Origin of the sequence: Streptomyces mexicanus (genome assembly GCF_902506575.1) — a bacterium.
Lineage (GTDB): Bacteria > Actinomycetota > Actinomycetes > Streptomycetales > Streptomycetaceae > Streptomyces > Streptomyces mexicanus.
Genome location: NZ_LR732544.1, coordinates 4,370,141 through 4,384,935, shown reverse-complemented (window position 1 = coordinate 4,384,935; position 14,795 = coordinate 4,370,141). Strand labels below are relative to the sequence as shown.

The following is a 14,795-nucleotide window of genomic DNA, read 5'->3' as shown; positions in this document are numbered from 1 at the left end:
TGCGCGAATTACCTACTTGGCCTTCTCGAGGATCTCGACGACGCGCCAGCGCTTCGTAGCGGACAGCGGCCGGGTCTCCATCAGGAGGACGCGGTCGCCGACACCCGCGGCGTTCTGCTCGTCGTGCGCCTTGAGCTTGTTGGTACGGCGGATGACCTTGCCGTACAGCGCGTGCTTGACGCGGTCCTCGACGGCGACGACGACGGTCTTGTCCATCTTGTCGCTGACGACGTAACCCTCACGGGTCTTGCGGAAGCCGCGCGCCTCGGTGTTCTGCTCAGTCACGTTGTTCTCGCTCATGCGTTCTCCACCGTCTCGATGCCCAGCTCGCGCTCGCGCATCAGGGTGTAGATCCGCGCGATGTCCTTACGGACGGCCTTGAGCCGACCGTGGTTCTCGAGCTGACCGGTCGCCGCCTGGAAGCGGAGGTTGAACAGCTCTTCCTTGGCCTCGCGGAGCTTGCCGAGAAGCTCCTCGTTGCCCAGCTCGCGCAGCTCGGACGCCTTGGTACCGGCCGACATCACGCTTCACCTGCCTCGCGCTTGACGATCCGGCACTTCATCGGCAGCTTGTGGGCCGCACGGGTCAGCGCCTCACGGGCGATCTTCTCGTTGGGGTACGACAGCTCGAACATCACGCGTCCGGGCTTGACGTTCGCGACCCACCACTCCGGGGAACCCTTACCGGAACCCATGCGGGTCTCGGCCGGCTTCTTCGTGAGCGGGCGGTCCGGGTAGATGTTGATCCAGACCTTGCCGCCACGCTTGATGTGACGGGTCATGGCGATACGAGCCGCCTCGATCTGGCGGTTCGTGACGTAGGCCGGGGTCAGCGCCTGGATGCCGTACTCGCCGAACGCAACCTGCGTGCCACCCTTGGACATACCGGTGCGCTTCGGGTGGTGCTGCTTGCGGTGCTTGACCCTACGGGGGATCAGCATGTCGGTCAGGCCTCCGTTCCGGTGCTCTCAGCCGGAGCGGCAGCGGCGGGAGCCTCGGCCTTGGGGGCCTCGGCGGCCGGAGCCTGCTGCTGCTGCGGCTTGCGACCGCGCCGCTCGCCACCGCGGCCACCACGGGCCGGGCGGTCGGCGCCACCGCGAGCCGGGCGGTTGCCCGCACGGGCGGCGGCGTTCTCGGCGCGGACCTCGGCGATGTTCTTCACGTCGCCCTTGTAGATCCAGACCTTCACACCGATGCGGCCGAAGGTCGTCTTGGCCTCGAAGAAGCCGTAGTCCACGTTCGCGCGGAGCGTGTGCAGGGGCACGCGGCCCTCGCGGTAGAACTCCGAGCGGGACATCTCGGCGCCGCCGAGGCGGCCACCGCACTGGATCTTGATGCCCTTGGCGCCGGCCTTCATCGCCGACTGCATGCTCTTGCGCATGGCACGGCGGAAGGAGACGCGGGAGGAGAGCTGCTCGGCGACGGCCTGCGCAACCAGCTGAGCGTCGGTCTCGGGGTTCTTGACCTCGAGGATGTTCAGCTGGACCTGCTTGCCGGTGAGCTTCTCGAGGTCGCCGCGGATGCGGTCGGCCTCGGCGCCGCGGCGGCCGATGACGATGCCCGGACGCGCGGTGTGGATGTCCACGCGGACGCGGTCACGGGTGCGCTCGATCTCGACCTTGGAGATGCCGGCGCGCTCCATGCCGGACGTCATCATCCGACGGATGGCGACGTCTTCCTTGACGTAGTCCTTGTACAGCTTGTCGGCGTACCAGCGGCTCTTGAAGTCGGTGGTGACACCGAGCCGGAACCCGTGCGGGTTTACCTTCTGGCCCATTACCGGGTTCCTTCCTTGCTGCTGACGACCACGGTGATGTGGCTGGTCCGCTTGCGGATCCGGTAGGCGCGGCCCTGGGCGCGCGGACGGAACCGCTTCAGGGTCGGGCCCTCGTCGACGTACGCCTCGGAGACGTACAGGCTGTCGACGTCGGTGTGGTCGTAGTTGTGCGCGGCGTTGGCGATGGCGCTGTCGAGCACCTTGCCGACCGGCACGGAGGCTGCCTGCGGAGCGAATCGCAGGACGGCCTGGGCCTCCGTGGCGTCCATGCCACGGATGAGGTCCACCACGCGGCGGGCCTTCATGGGCGTGACGCGGATGTACCGCGCCTGGGCCCTGGCTTCCATGGTTGTCCCTTCAGTTACTTACGTCTCTGCTGCGATCCGCTTAGCGGCGCTTCGACTTCCGGTCTTCCTTGACGTGGCCCCGGAAGGTGCGGGTCGGCGAGAACTCGCCGAGCTTGTGGCCGACCATCGACTCGGTGACGAACACCGGGATGTGGGTCTTGCCGTTGTGCACCGCGATCGTGTGGCCCAGCATGGCCGGGACGATCATCGAGCGACGGGACCAGGTCTTGATGACGTTCTTGGTGCCGGCTTCGTTCTGGGCGTCCACCTTCTTCATCAGGTGGTCGTCGACGAAGGGCCCCTTCTTCAAGCTACGAGGCATCTCAACCCGTCCTTAGCGCTTCTTGTTCGTCTTGCGGCGGCGGACGATGTACTTGTTGCTCGCCTTCTTGGGAGAACGAGTACGGCCTTCCTTCTTGCCCCACGGGGACACAGGGTGGCGGCCACCGGAGGTACGGCCCTCACCACCACCGTGCGGGTGGTCCACCGGGTTCATGACCACACCACGCACGGTCGGGCGGACGCCCAGCCAGCGCTTGCGGCCGGCCTTGCCCCAGTTGATGTTGCTCTGCTCGGCGTTGCCGACCTCGCCGACGGTGGCGCGGCAGCGCACGTCGACCAGGCGGATCTCACCGGAGGGCATGCGGAGGTGGGCCATCGAGCCCTCCTTCGCGAGCAGCTGCACCGAGGCGCCGGCGGAGCGGGCGAACTTGGCGCCGCCGCCCGGACGCAGCTCGATGGCGTGCAGCGTCGTACCGACCGGGATGTTGCGCAGGGCGAGGTTGTTGCCCGGCTTGATGTCGGCCCCGGGACCGTTCTCGACGCGGTCGCCCTGGTTCAGGCCACGCGGCGCGAGGATGTAGCGCTTCTCGCCGTCCGCGTAGTGCAGGAGCGCGATGCGCGCGGTGCGGTTGGGGTCGTACTCGATGTGCGCGACCTTCGCCGGCACGCCGTCCTTGTCGTGACGACGGAAGTCGATCACGCGGTAGGCGCGCTTGTGGCCACCGCCCTGGTGGCGGACGGTCACACGACCGGAATTGTTACGGCCGCCCTTGCTGTGCAGGGGACGGACCAGCGACTTCTCCGGCGTGGACCGCGTGACCTCGACGAAGTCGGCGACGCTGGCGCCACGACGGCCAGGAGTCGTCGGCTTGTACTTGCGGATACCCATTTCTCAGTCCTCGTCCGATATCGGACGGTCAGACCGCCGTCAGGCGGTCGGACCGCCGAAGATGTCGATACGGTCGCCCTCGGCGAGGGTCACGATCGCGCGCTTGGTCGCGGCACGCTGGCCGAAGCCGGTGCGGGTCCGCTTGCGCTTGCCCTGGCGGTTGATCGTGTTGACCCCGGTGACCTTGACCTCGAAGACCGCCTGGACGGCCTCCTTGATCTGGGTCTTGTTGGCACGCGGGTCGACGATGAACGTGTACTTGTTCTCGTCGAGGAGCGCGTAGCTCTTCTCCGAGACGACCGGCTTGATCAGGACGTCACGGGGATCCGTGTAGGCCTTGCTCAGCGGGGTCTCGACGGTGTTCTTGCCCTCGGCGGCGTGACGGCGCGCCTTGGCGACGCGCGCGGCCTTGGCGGCCTTGGCGGCCTTCGAGGCGATGGAGGGGTGACGCGTAGCCATCAGGCCTCGCTCCCTTCGGTGTCGTTGGCCTTGTTCGGGCCGGCGACGAAGGACTCGAAAGCGGCCTTGGTGAAGACCACGTCGTCCGAGACGAGAACGTCGTACGTGTTCAGCTGGCCCGGCTCCAGGATGTGCACCTGGGGCAGGTTGCGGGCGGACAGCCACGCGGCCTCGTCGGAGCGGTCGGCGACGAGCAGCAGGTTCTTGCGCTCGCTGATCTTGCCGAACAGCGCCTTGGCGGCCTTGGTGGACGGGGTCTCGCCCTCGATCACGCCGGTGACGACGTGGATGCGGTTGTGGCGGGCCCGGTCGGTGAGGGCGTGGCGCAGGGCCGCGGCCTTCATCTTCTTCGGGGTCCGCTGCGAGTAGTCGCGCGGCACGGGACCGTGCACGACGCCACCACCGGCGAACTGCGGCGCGCGGGTCGAACCCTGGCGGGCGCGACCGGTGCCCTTCTGGCGGTACGGCTTCTTGCCACCGCCGCGGACCTCGCCGCGGGTCTTGGTCTTGTGCGTGCCCTGACGGGCGGCGGCCAGCTGCGCGACGACGACCTGGTGGATCAGCGGAACGCTGACCTTCTCAACGCCGAAGATCTCCGCGGGGAGCTCGACGGAACCGGCCTTCTCGCCCGCCGGCGAAAGGATGTCAACAGTGCTCATCGGTTACCTCAGGCCCCCTTGGCCGCGGTGCGGACCAGGACGAGGCCGCCGTTCGGACCGGGAACCGCGCCCTTGATGAGCAGCAGACCCTTCTCCGCGTCAACGGCGTGGACGGTCAGGTTCTGGGTGGTGACCCGCTCGTTGCCCATGCGACCCGCCATGCGGAGGCCCTTGAACACACGGCCCGGCGTGGCGCAGCCGCCGATGGAACCGGGCGAGCGGTGCTTGCGCTGGGTGCCGTGTCCGGCGCCGAGGCCACCGAAGTTGTGGCGCTTCATGACACCGGCGAAGCCCTTGCCCTTGCTCTTGCCGGTGACGTCGACCTTGGTGCCGGCCTCGAAGACCTCGGCGGTGACTTCCTGTCCGAGGGTGTACTCGGAGGCGTCGGCCGTCCGGATCTCGACGAGGTGACGACGCGGGGTGACGTCGGCCTTCGCGAAGTGGCCCTTGAGGGGCTTGTTCACCTTGCGCGGGTCGATCTCGCCGAAGGCGAGCTGGACGGACTCGTAGCCGTCGACGTCGTTCGTACGGACCTGGGTGACGACGTTGGGCCCGGCCTTGACGACGGTGACCGGGACGACACGGTTGTTCTCGTCCCAGACCTGCGTCATACCGAGCTTCTCGCCCAGGATGCCCTTGATCTGCTTAGCCATCTCTCAGATCACCGCGCCTCAGAGCTTGATCTCGATGTCGACACCGGCCGGCAGGTCGAGTCGCATCAGAGAGTCAACGGTCTTGGGGGTCGGGTCGAGGATGTCGATCAGGCGCTTGTGCGTGCGCATCTCGAAGTGCTCGCGCGAGTCCTTGTACTTGTGCGGCGACTTGATGACGCAGTACACGTTCTTCTCAGTGGGCAGCGGCACCGGGCCCGCGACCGACGCACCAGTGCGGGTCACCGTCTCGACGATCTTCTTCGCCGAGGAGTCGATGACCTCGTGGTCGTAGGCCTTGAGCCGGATGCGGATCTTCTGTCCCGCCATGGCTACTTCGTAGTCCTGTCTCTTCTCACGCTCTGGAACCCGGCAGTTTCCGTTGCCCCCTCCTCCGACCCACGCGGTCGGGCGTGTCGCGCTCCCGCTGACACAGATGTCCCTTGTTCGAACATCCCTGCGGGATTACGACGGCCCCCACCGGAACCGCGGACCGGGGGCGAAGACCCACCGGGTGCCTGGCCGGTGCCGCGCCCACGCTTCCCGGAAGATTCCCGTACTTCCAACCCACGCAGGGTTGACGAGTACCGTGGGACTCGCTTCCGGTCCTCCCGGCGGGAGGCGCGCAGCATCAACACTCGACCGAGCAACTCGGACAGTCTGCCACAGGGTGCGGCGGACTGGCCAATCGGAGCGGAAGAGATTACCCCGGGGGTGGGACGAGGCAAACCCGGGTGCCTGCCGCGGCGCGATGCAAAGGCACAGCGGCGGGAGGCAAAGGCTCTTTCAAGATCGTCTTGATCCGCCCCGGGGCGCGGTCGGCGGGTGGCGACGGAGATCATTTCTGTGCCACGGTTTGTGGCATGACGAACCCGGGGGGCGGTGGTCAGGCGCCGGTGCGGCGCTCTCGGATCACCGATTACGCGGACCTGGCCGGTCCCGCACGGCACACCGACATACCGCCGCTGTCCACGGCGGCCGCGGTGTCCACTACGGCGGCGGAGCAGCAGGAGCCGGCGCAGCCGCCGTCCGCCGAGCGCGGCGAGACCGCAGGCCCGTCCGCCGCGCCCAAGGACAGCCGGGCGACAGTCGACGCACGACGACGCCGATTCACCGAGGTACTGAGCGCCTTCCGGGACACGGCGGTGCTGGTGCCGGTCGAGGACCACGGCTGGCTGACCGTCGATCTGGGCGGGGTCCGCTGGATCCTGGCGTTCTCCGACGAGCCGTCCCTCGCCCGCTACGCGCTGTCCCAGGGCCGCGGTCACGAGGAGTGGACGTACGAGAGGGTGCTGGGTGCCCGCCTCCTCGACGTGGCGGTCCCGGTGGCGCGGGTGCCCTGCGGCGTCGCGCTGGACGCCGCCGACGGCGCGGAGAAGGCGGGGCTGTTCCCGCCGGTCTCCGGGATCGTTCCGGACGCGTACGCGGTGGACAAGGGATACGCCGGTGACACGGCCGTCACCGGCCGGGGGAAGGAGAAGCGGTGAACGGGGGCGCGGGAGCGCAGTCGGGCGGATGGGACCTGGCCACCGGGGGGCTCGACGAGATCGCCCAAGGCCTGACCCTGGCCCTGGGCGAGCTGCAGGACCTCGGCATGGTCGGCATGTCGGGCGCCGGGCGTGGTTTCGGCGAGCTGGAGCTGACCGGCCTGGAACTCGGCGACGAGGCCCTCACGGCCACCTTCCGCTCGTTCTGCGAGCGATGGGAATGGGGGGTGCGCGCCCTGATCCACGAGGGCAACGCGCTCGCCCTGAAGACGGGCATGTCGGCCGGTACGTACTACGAGACCGAGCAGTACATCGCGGGCACGTTCAAGGTCGGACTGAACGCGCTGATCGGCAATCCGCACGCGACGGAGGACGAGGTCACCCGGCAGGGCTGGGGAGAGATCGCCACCCAGGAACTGCACCACGACTACAGCGCGCAGTCGTTCGAGCGCGCCCGCGACAACAGTCTCCAGGGCTGGAAGGACGCGGCCCGCGACGTGATGACCTCCCACACCGTCGGCCCGCTGGGACTCAACCCCGAGAACCTGCACCGCGCCTTCGGCGTGTCGGACGCGGACTACGACGCGCTCATCGACAACGCCGTAGGCCCCTCGCCCGAGGAGCGGGCCCGCGGGCAGCAGGGCGGGGACGCGGGCTGATGGGGGTCTTCGGCGACATCGGGCACGGCTTCGAGCAGGGCGCCAACTGGGCTCTGGACAAGGGCGAGAAGCTTGCCGACGCGGGCAAGAAGATGGCCGGCGAGGGCATCGACTGGGGCGCCCACAAGCTCGGCGGAGCCTTGGACGCAGCCGGCCTGCACAGCGCGGCCGACAAGGTGGAGGACTGGGGCGACGAGATCGCCGCGGACCTCGGGGCCATGCCTGGCGAGCGGCAGCTCGGCGAGAGCGACGACCCCAAGGACCTGGTGCACGGCGATCACGACAAGATCGTGCAGACGGCGGGGCACCTGAAGAAATTCTTCACCGCCTTCGAAAAGGTCAGCGCGGGCCTGAAGAAGGTGGACTCCTCCGGCTGGAAAGGCGAAGGGGGTGACGCCTTCCGTGACAAGCTCGGTGCGCACCCCGCGAAGTGGCTGCACGCCGCCGACGCCTGCGAGACGGCGTCGAAGGCCCTGGAGGCCTACGCGGAGACCGTGAAGTGGGCACAGGAGCAGGCCGAGGAAGCCATCGCGCTGTACCGGCACGGCAAGGAGACCAGCGAGTCGGCCATCAGCGCCTACCGCAAGCGCGTCGACGCCTACAAGGCGAAGATCGAGGCGGACGAGGACCCGGGCCCCGTGCCCGAGCCGTTCCGCGATCCCGGCAAGGCCGACATCGAGGCGGCCCGGGAGAAACTCGCCGAAGCGCGCCGGCAGCGCAACACCGCGGCCGCCACCGCCGACAGTCGACTCAAGGCCGCCCTGGCCCACGCGCCCGCGGAACCACCACCGCTGGACCGCCTCGGCAACGACGTCCTCGACAGGGAGCAAGCCCGACAGACGGAGCTGCTGCACCTTGCCGGGGGCGTGCTCAAGGGCACGGCGGAACTGGTCAATTTCGCCCGGGGCGTCAACCCGATGGACGCCTACAACCTGACGCACCCGGCCGAGTTCCTGCAGGGCGTCTCGATGACGCTCTCCGGCCTGACCTCCACCGCCGCGCACCCCGAGCGCGCGGTCAAGGCCGCCGTGGACGACTTCGAGAAGGACCCTTCCGAGTTCTCCGGCCGCTTCCTGCCCCAGGCCCTCGGCACCGACGGCGCCGGCCTGGCCGCCGGCGGGCTGAAGGCCGCAGCGACAGCGGGTCTGAAGGACGCCGCGACGGCAGGTTTGAAAGACGCGGCCGAACAAGCAGCCGTCAAGGAGTCGTCAGCGGTTGCCGAGAAGTCCGCCGCAGACGTCGCCAAAAGCAATCCGGAGAAGTACGACACTCCGAATCCCAGCGAGAAGGTCAAGGACGACCCCACGGATCCGGTGGACCTGACCACCGGCAGAATGTACCTTCACCAAACGGACGTTGTGCTGCCGGGTGTTCTCCCCCTGGTCATCAAGCGGCGTGTGGAATCCGGCTACCGATTCGGCCGCTGGTTCGGCCCCTCCTGGTACTCCACCGTCGATCAGCGTCTGGAGATCGATTCCGAGAACGTCGTCCTCGTCTCCGAGGACGGCCTGCTGCTGGTGTACCCGCACCCGTCCCCAGGGGAGCCATCGCTGCCCAGCCACGGCCCGCGCCGGCCGCTGGAACGCGTGGACGGCGGCTACACGGTCACCGATCCCCAGCAGGGGTGGGTCAAGCACTTCGGCGACCGAGGCGAGGGCCTCGCCGTGCTGGAGCAGATCGACGACCGCAACGGCAACTGGATCACGTTCGAGTACGACGCGGACGGCACCCCGCTCGGCATCGTCTCCAGCACAGGTCACGACGTCCGCATCACCACTCAGGACGGCCGGATCACCGCCCTGCACCTGGGCGGCACAGGGCAGGAACTCAAGCGCTACGGCTACACGGACGGCAACCTGACCGAGGTCGTCAACTCCTCCGGGCTGCCCCTGCGCTTCACCTACGACGAGGCCGGCCGGGTCACCTCGTGGACGGACACCAACGACCGCACCTACACCTACACCTACGACGACCAGGACCGCTGTATCGCCGAGGGCGGCTCGGCGGGCCACATGGCGCTGCGCCTGGCGTACGACGAGACCGACCCCGCGACAGGCCTGCGGGTCACCACGGCGACGACGGCTGAGGGCCACACCCGGCGCTACCTGATCAACGAGCGCGCGCAGGTCGTGGCCGAGACCGACCCCCTCGGCGCGGTCACCCGCTACCGACGGGACCGCTACAACCGCCTGCTGGCCGAGACCGACCCCCTCGGCCACACCACGTCGTACCGCTACGACGAGGCGGGCAACCTGCTGTCGGTGACCCGCCCGGACGGGCGGGAGGCCCGGGCCGAGTACAACGCCCTCGGGCTGCCGGTGAAAATCACCGGACCCGACGGCGCGACCTGGCGCCAGACGTACGACGACCGGGGCAACAGAACGTCGGCCACCGACCCCGCCGGCCAGACCACCCGCTTCTCCTACGACGAGGCCGGCCGGCTCACCGCCGTCACGGACCCCCTCGGCCACACCACCACCGTCGAGTGCGACCGCGCGGGACTCCCGGTCAGGATCACGGACCCCCTCGGCTCCACCACGACGTACGAACGGGACGCCTTCGGCCGTCCGACCGCCATCACGGACCCGACCGGCGCCGTGACCCGCCTGGAATGGTCCCTCGAGGGCCACCTGACACGCCGCACGGCCCCTGACGGAACCTCCGAGTCCTGGACGTACGACGGCGAGGGCAACTGCACGAGCCACACCGACCCGCTCGGCGGTGTGACCCGGTTCGAATACACCCACTTCGACCTGCTCGCCGCCCGCACGGACCCCGACGGAGTGCGCTACGAGTTCGCTCACGACTGCGAGCTGCGCCTCACGCAGGTCACCAACCCCCAGGGACTCACCTGGAGCTACGTCTACGACCCGGCCGGACGCCTGGTGTCGGAGACCGACTTCGACGACCGCACGCTGACCTACACGTACGACAGCGCGGGCCGCCTGAGCTCCCGCACCGACGCCCTGGGCCAGACGATCAGGTTCGATCGCAACGAGCTGGGCCAGGTGGTCCGCAAGGACGCGGACGGGCAGGTCACCACATACGCCTATGACTTCACGGGCGCACTGGCCGAGGCCCGCGGCCCGCACGGCAGCACGCTGACGATCCTGCGGGACCGCTACGGCCGGGTCCGCTCCGAAACCGTCGACGGCCGCACGCTGACGTACGCCTACGACACCCTGGGCCGCCGCACGGGCCGCACCACCCCTACCGGCGCGACGACCACCTGGTCCTACGACGCCGCAGGTCGCCGCACGGCCATGGTCGCGTCGGGCCGCGCGATCGACTCCGCGTACGACCGTGCAGGCCGTGAACTGACGCGCCACATCGGCGGCACGGTCACGCTGGAGCACACGTTCGACGCCCTGGGCCGCCTCACGACCCAGTCGGTGACCGGTGTCGGCGGCCAGACGCTCCAGCACCGGGCCTACACCTACCGGGCCGACGGCAACGTCATCCGCGTCACCGACCGCCTCACCGGCACGCGCCGCTTCGACCTCGACGCGACCGGCCGGGTGACCGCCGTCCACGCGGCGAACTGGACGGAGACCTACGCCTACGACGAGGCAGGCAACCAGACCCATGCCTCCTGGCCGCCCGACCACCCCGGCGTCGAGGCGACGGGCCCGCGCTCGTACCAGGGCACGTGCATCACCCGAGCCGGCAAGGTCCGCTACGAACACGACGCCCTGGGCCGCGTCACCCTGCGCCAGAAGACGCGCCTGTCGCGCAAGCCGGACACCTGGCGATACGAATGGGACGCCGAAGACCGGCTGACCTCGGTGACCACCCCGGACGGCACCCGCTGGCGCTACACCTACGACCCCCTGGGCCGCCGCACGGCCAAACTCCGCCTGGCACCGGACGGCGAAACGGTCGTGGAGCGGGTGGACTTCACCTGGGACGGCACGACGCTCTGCGAGCAGACGACCACGTCGGCCGCCTTGCCGAACCCGGTGACCCTCACGTGGGACCACCAGGGCCTGCGCCCCGTTTCCCAGACGGAACGCATCACCGCGGCCGATGCCTCCCAGGAGGAGATCGACTCCCGCTTCTTCGCCATCGTCACCGACCTGGTCGGCACACCCACGGAACTCGTGGACGAACAGGGCCACATCGCCTGGCGCACCCGATCCACCCTGTGGGGAACGACGGCGTGGGCGACGGACAGCACTACGTACACACCACTGCGCTTCCCGGGCCAGTACTACGACCCGGAAACGGGCCTGCACTACAACTACTTCCGCCATTACGATCCGGCAACCGCCCGCTACCTGTCCCCAGACCCCCTCGGTCTGGCACCGGCTCCCAACCCTGCCGCCTACGTCCGCAACCCTTTCACCTGGGCAGATCCGCTCGGCCTGGCCCCGGACTATCCGAAGGGCGAAAAGGGAAACCCGTTCGATAAACGAGAAGAAGCTGAGCGCTCCGCTTTCGAAGTAGCCGGTGTACCGTATGGCACGGCACCTGACGCCGAATGGATAGTCATGGGGGACAAAACACTGAGACACATGCCTGGGCATGTGTACTCATCCGATGCGACACACTGGGGGAATTTCCGCCAGTTCGAGACAGAAAATGGCTCTCGAGTCGTTGTCGAACATACTCACGATCCAGCAGGGCCTCACTTCCACGCCGGGGCACCCAAGGGCTTCACGGCCGAAGATCGCGCAAGGAACGGCGTGAATTTCGGCTGGGACAACACAGAACGAGGTTATGGCACAATGGAGCGGTATCGCGCACTGAACAAGCCCGGCGGAGATCACCACTTTTTCTACAAGAAGTAGGCGGCAAGCCCTTATGGACCCACACATTTCTATTCGCCTGCGCAGCGCAGGCCTGGACGTTTTGGGCTGGTTCACCGGCAGCGGCCCGTCCGTCAGAGAAGTGTTCCAACGTGTTGTGCACGTCGAGGCCACCCCAGTGCAAAGAATCCCGTCGAACGTGGCCGATGCTGCACGCCGCATCAATGACGCTTGGATCTCTCACGCGTGCGACTCGGCCGTGCTGGCCGAAGACGGATCATTTTTGGCGGCTGTCGGCTTGAAGTATGACTGGGTAAAGGTGAGGCTGACGGACGCCACGGACATCTCCGCCCTAGAAGAGCCGCAGGGTGAACTACTTTTCGTCGCACGCTCTCTGAGTGGCCACCGCGCATGTGCAGTGAGCACGGAAGAGGGCGAATACTGGATCCTTGGGTTGGAATTCCCTCAGGGTTGAAATTTTTCCACTTGGAGTGAAACAAATGGCGCCCAAGAATGAGGTTGTTGCAGCCGCTGCCCACTTCCTGAAGAACGGACCGTACAAAGACCAAGCCGATTCTGTGGTCGTGCTGCCGGACACGGCCGTCGAGTTCACATACGGCTGGACCGTCGCGTTCGACCTGAAGGAGCACATGGAGACGGGCGACTTCACCAAGAAACCCTTCAGCCCTGTTCTCGTCGTGCCCCACGACGGGAGTGCGGTTCACTTCGCTCCGACGTACCTGCCGACGCATGAGTACATGAAGATGCGCGCATCGGGTGAATGGCCTCCCAAGAAGGGGCTGTGACAGACGTCCACCGCCTGCACTTCGTCCGCTTACTGATAGGCATCGGGCCGGCTCCTACCTTCAAGCCGCTGACTGTCAGTGGCACGAAGACCACGGGGATCACCGGGCGCCTTCACACTTCGGGACCTTGCATGGAACTGCATGACAGCAGCCGTGTCATGTCGTCACTTCGTGTCACGTCGGGTACTCGCCGACCCATCCGCCTTCCAGGAGGTGTTTCGGCAGGTACTCGGATTCGACGTCGATGGGAAACCCGGCGTCGTGGGCCAGGCAGGTGAGGGCGAGCGGCGCCAGGGCGACAAGGCCGGAACTGTTGCTCTGGCGTTCCTCGTCCTCGGTCCAGTACGACTTGTGCCAGTTCAAGGCATCGGTCAAGGCTTCATTGAATCTGTCGGGATCCTCGGTGATGTAGTGAACGAACAGGTTCATGGCCGGGTACTCGATTTTCGGCACCAGGTCTTTTTCTGCTACGTGAAGCAGGTCCGGATCGGTCCCCTGCACAGCGGCAAGAAGGAGATCACCCAGTTCGCCGCCCTCTCGCCACCACTTCTGAAGTGTCTCCACCCAGGGGTACACGTACTCGTCATAGATGGCACCGGACTCACGGAGCAGCGAGACCGGGACGTTGGCAAGCTGCGTCAACCGGCCGCGTTCTCTGCAGATGATGGCGAGCCAGAAGGCGTTCAGCCAGTTGCCGGCATCGGTGTACGGCTGGACACCGACGGCGGGGAGCACCCTGACCCGATGCAGGATTCGGCATTCGACAGCGTCACCTTTCGAGGTGGCCGATGCGAAGAGTGCGGATCCCACCTGCATGGCCGTGACCCAGGCTTCCCAGGTCGGCAACAAGGCCGCACGCGCATCACTTCCGCAGTGTGTCTTCGCTGCGAGCAAGGACGTCCCGAACGCCAGGTTGAGATTCTCCGGCAACCGTTCGAGGGTGTCGATCCGGCGCCGGACGCTCTTGTCGAGACGCGATGCCCGGCCCTCGGTGTCGCCGGCAGGAAAGTCATGGCGCGACACAGTGATGGTCCGCGAGATCATCCGATCCCCCTTCGTCAAGTGCTTCTCAGAGCATGAGCCAAGGCGGGAACCTGTTAGAACCGGTGCGAGCAAGCGCTTCGGCGCCGTACGGTCCCGGCCCTCCTCCCGCGAGACCGCCTGGTTCGACGGCGCGACCGGGGCGACCGGATCGTGGTCCGTCCCGTTCCGGTGTGTGGCGACGCGGTCCGGCGCGTGCTCAACGCATTGAAAGGATGTGGAGGGAAGGACCGGCCACCCGACCCGGCCCACCAGGCCCCCGGCAGCCCGCGTCACCCGGACGAGTGGCAGCGCTCAACTCGGCTGGTGTTCCGCCCGATTCGCTGGCATATGCTCGCCGCGACCACACCGCAGACATGCGACGGCCCCCGGCCGGGACTGGCATCCCGATCGAGGGCCTGACCACCGAGGAAGTCAGGAGCTTCCCGATGGGTACCCAGAACCTTAGCGCGCCCGCGTGCGCTCAGCCGCTGAATCCGCGCGGTATCACCCACATCAACTCCAAGCACACGACCCGCTTCACGGTCGTCGGCAACCACCTCACCCAGCACCGCCGGCTGTCCCTCACCGCCATCGGCCTCGCCTGCCACATCCAGTCGCTGCCCTCCGGCGCGCGCGTCGACATCAAGACCCTCGCCGCCCGCTTCCCCGAGGGCGAGACCCGCGTCGCCGCCGCCCTGCGCGAGCTGGAGACCCACGGCTACCTGGCCCGCATCCGCGAGCGCCTGCCCAGCGGCCGCTTCGTCACGTACACGGTGTCGTACAACCAGCCCCGGGCCGACCAGTCGGTCCCGCCCGTCCAGCCGGTTCAGCCGGTTCACAGGGTCCAGTCCGGTGCCCAGGTGCCTGCGGCACACCCGGCGGATCAAGCGCCCCCGCCGTCACCCCAGCAGTCCGCGTCCCGCGATCCAGCCGGTGACGCAGCCGGTGACGAGCCGCGCGCCGCGACCGTCGGCGAGCCCGGCACCTCGCCGCCCTCCGCACCCCCGGCC

17 protein-coding genes and 1 pseudogene are annotated in these 14,795 nt (G+C 67.9%); 6 read left to right on the top strand and 12 right to left on the bottom strand.

From position 1 onward, the window contains the following. Nucleotides 1-12: 12 nt before the first annotated feature. Genes rpsQ through rpsJ form a run of 11 tightly spaced genes read right to left on the bottom strand, consistent with a single transcriptional unit; the run spans nucleotide 13 to nucleotide 5,392 of the window. Nucleotides 13-300 carry a 30S ribosomal protein S17 gene (gene rpsQ, locus GV126_RS19655; RefSeq protein ID WP_028420769.1) on the bottom strand — a complete coding sequence of 96 codons (288 nt, stop codon included), beginning with the start codon at nucleotides 298-300 and terminating at the stop codon, nucleotides 13-15. Beyond that, the gene (gene rpmC, locus GV126_RS19650; protein WP_018564811.1) at nucleotides 297-521 is read right to left on the bottom strand and encodes a 50S ribosomal protein L29; all 225 of its coding nucleotides are present in this window, start codon (nucleotides 519-521) and stop codon (nucleotides 297-299) included. The genes rpsQ and rpmC overlap by 4 nt, the downstream gene beginning before the upstream one ends. Then, nucleotides 521-940, bottom strand: a complete 420-nt coding sequence (gene rplP / locus GV126_RS19645) for a 50S ribosomal protein L16 (RefSeq protein WP_028420770.1) — start codon at nucleotides 938-940, stop codon at nucleotides 521-523. The genes rpmC and rplP overlap by 1 nt, the downstream gene beginning before the upstream one ends. Nucleotides 941-945: 5 nt before the next feature. Further along, a complete protein-coding gene (rpsC, locus tag GV126_RS19640; protein ID WP_028420771.1) occupies nucleotides 946-1,776 on the bottom strand; it encodes a 30S ribosomal protein S3 in 831 nt (276 codons plus the stop codon). Then, the gene (gene rplV / locus GV126_RS19635; RefSeq protein WP_159668538.1) at nucleotides 1,776-2,123 is read right to left on the bottom strand and encodes a 50S ribosomal protein L22; all 348 of its coding nucleotides are present in this window, start codon (nucleotides 2,121-2,123) and stop codon (nucleotides 1,776-1,778) included. The genes rpsC and rplV overlap by 1 nt, the downstream gene beginning before the upstream one ends. 40 nt (nucleotides 2,124-2,163) lie before the next feature. Then, nucleotides 2,164-2,445, bottom strand: a complete 282-nt coding sequence (gene rpsS, locus GV126_RS19630) for a 30S ribosomal protein S19 (protein ID WP_006130777.1) — start codon at nucleotides 2,443-2,445, stop codon at nucleotides 2,164-2,166. Between the two features lie 12 nt (nucleotides 2,446-2,457). Further along, the gene (gene rplB, locus GV126_RS19625; RefSeq protein ID WP_028420773.1) at nucleotides 2,458-3,294 is read right to left on the bottom strand and encodes a 50S ribosomal protein L2; all 837 of its coding nucleotides are present in this window, start codon (nucleotides 3,292-3,294) and stop codon (nucleotides 2,458-2,460) included. A gap of 39 nt (nucleotides 3,295-3,333) precedes the next feature. Next, the gene (gene rplW / locus GV126_RS19620; protein ID WP_159668535.1) at nucleotides 3,334-3,753 is read right to left on the bottom strand and encodes a 50S ribosomal protein L23; all 420 of its coding nucleotides are present in this window, start codon (nucleotides 3,751-3,753) and stop codon (nucleotides 3,334-3,336) included. Next, complete coding sequence (rplD, locus tag GV126_RS19615) at nucleotides 3,753-4,412, bottom strand: 50S ribosomal protein L4 (protein ID WP_028420775.1); 660 nt, start codon at nucleotides 4,410-4,412, stop codon at nucleotides 3,753-3,755. The genes rplW and rplD overlap by 1 nt, the downstream gene beginning before the upstream one ends. Before the next feature lie 8 nt (nucleotides 4,413-4,420). Next, nucleotides 4,421-5,065: a 50S ribosomal protein L3 gene (gene rplC, locus GV126_RS19610; RefSeq protein WP_159668533.1), complete on the bottom strand. Its 645-nt coding sequence runs from the start codon at nucleotides 5,063-5,065 to the stop codon at nucleotides 4,421-4,423. Nucleotides 5,066-5,083: 18 nt separating this feature from the next. Then, a complete protein-coding gene (gene rpsJ, locus GV126_RS19605; RefSeq protein WP_003948644.1) occupies nucleotides 5,084-5,392 on the bottom strand; it encodes a 30S ribosomal protein S10 in 309 nt (102 codons plus the stop codon). Nucleotides 5,393-5,925: 533 nt separating this feature from the next. Between rpsJ and GV126_RS19600 the strand changes: the two genes are divergently transcribed. The 5 genes from GV126_RS19600 to GV126_RS19580 are packed head-to-tail and all read left to right on the top strand — an operon-like array spanning nucleotide 5,926 to nucleotide 12,762. Beyond that, nucleotides 5,926-6,549 (top strand): SseB family protein, encoded by a 624-nt coding sequence (locus GV126_RS19600; RefSeq protein WP_159668530.1) that lies wholly within the window; start codon nucleotides 5,926-5,928, stop codon nucleotides 6,547-6,549. Beyond that, nucleotides 6,546-7,208 (top strand): hypothetical protein, encoded by a 663-nt coding sequence (locus tag GV126_RS19595; RefSeq protein ID WP_159668527.1) that lies wholly within the window; start codon nucleotides 6,546-6,548, stop codon nucleotides 7,206-7,208. Before GV126_RS19600 ends, GV126_RS19595 begins: the two co-directional genes overlap by 4 nt. After that, entirely contained in the window at nucleotides 7,208-11,998 is a 4,791-nt protein-coding gene (locus GV126_RS19590; RefSeq protein WP_159668524.1) for a putative T7SS-secreted protein, read from the top strand. The genes GV126_RS19595 and GV126_RS19590 overlap by 1 nt, the downstream gene beginning before the upstream one ends. A 13-nt stretch (nucleotides 11,999-12,011) precedes the next feature. After that, nucleotides 12,012-12,431: a hypothetical protein gene (locus tag GV126_RS19585; protein WP_159668521.1), complete on the top strand. Its 420-nt coding sequence runs from the start codon at nucleotides 12,012-12,014 to the stop codon at nucleotides 12,429-12,431. Between the two features lie 25 nt (nucleotides 12,432-12,456). Beyond that, nucleotides 12,457-12,762 carry a YrhB domain-containing protein gene (locus GV126_RS19580; RefSeq protein WP_159668518.1) on the top strand — a complete coding sequence of 102 codons (306 nt, stop codon included), beginning with the start codon at nucleotides 12,457-12,459 and terminating at the stop codon, nucleotides 12,760-12,762. Between the two features lie 174 nt (nucleotides 12,763-12,936). Here GV126_RS19580 and GV126_RS19575 read toward each other — a convergent pair whose 3' ends face one another. Further along, nucleotides 12,937-13,806 (bottom strand): immunity 49 family protein, encoded by an 870-nt coding sequence (locus tag GV126_RS19575; protein ID WP_159668515.1) that lies wholly within the window; start codon nucleotides 13,804-13,806, stop codon nucleotides 12,937-12,939. A 425-nt stretch (nucleotides 13,807-14,231) separates the two neighbouring features. Here GV126_RS19575 and GV126_RS36575 point away from each other — a divergent pair. Continuing rightward, a pseudogene (locus GV126_RS36575) lies at nucleotides 14,232-14,795 on the top strand (helix-turn-helix domain-containing protein); the annotation flags it as partial.